This window comes from Neisseria sp. P0021.S006 (genome assembly GCF_051956895.1).
Genome location: NZ_JBQCWZ010000579.1, coordinates 1 through 839, shown reverse-complemented (window position 1 = coordinate 839; position 839 = coordinate 1). Strand labels below are relative to the sequence as shown.

Genomic DNA, 839 nt, shown 5'->3' with positions numbered 1-839 from the left:
TACCCGCACCGTTGCGGCCGATTAAACCGATTTTCTCGCCGCTGTCGAGTTGAAAAGAAGTTTTGTCGAGCAAGGCGACATGACCGACAGCAAAAGAAGCATTTTCTACGGATAAGATATTCATGGGGAAACTTCAAAAAAGAAAAGGGGAACATTTTAACCAATTATCGGCAGATATTTGCCGACAATCATATGAAATTGAAAGTATCAGGCCGTCTGAAAGCAGTTTTCAGACGGCCTTCACTATTATTCTTGAACCTTCAAACCGAAATGCAGATAGGCTCGTTCGGTTGCTACGCGTCCGCGCGGTGTACGCTGCAAAAAACCCTGCTGAATCAGATAAGGCTCAATTACATCTTCGATGGTATCGGTCGATTCGCCAATCGCAGCAGCCACGTTTTCCAAACCGACAGGGCCGCCGCTGAATTTGTGCAGAATCGCCTCAAGGAATTTCCTGTCCATCACATCCAAACCCTGACCGTCCACATCCAGCATGCTTAAGGCAGCATCGGCAATTTCCGCATCAATGACGCCGTTGTTTTTCACATCGGCATAATCGCGTACACGTCGCAAAAGGCGGTTGGCAATGCGCGGCGTACCGCGGCTGCGCTTGGCCACTTCCATCGCACCCTCTTCACCCATTTCCAACTGCAACAATTGAGCAGAACGGGCAACAATAGTCGCCAAGTCTTTGTTTTGATAAAACTCCAATCGGGACACAATACCGAAACGGTCGCGCAACGGATTGGTCAACATACCGGCACGGGTCGTCGCCCCCACCAATGTAAACGGCGGCAAATCGATTTTGACCGAACGCGCAGCCGGTCCCTCTCCAATCA

At 50.1% G+C, this 839-nt stretch carries 1 protein-coding gene; it reads right to left on the bottom strand.

Features of this window, described 5'->3' with window-relative positions; genetic code table 11:
* Nucleotides 1–246: 246 nt before the first annotated feature.
* The coding region (gene ruvB / locus ACTHUM_RS15805) for a Holliday junction branch migration DNA helicase RuvB (RefSeq protein WP_440403393.1) at nt 247–839 on the bottom strand (593 nt) is incomplete at its 5' end.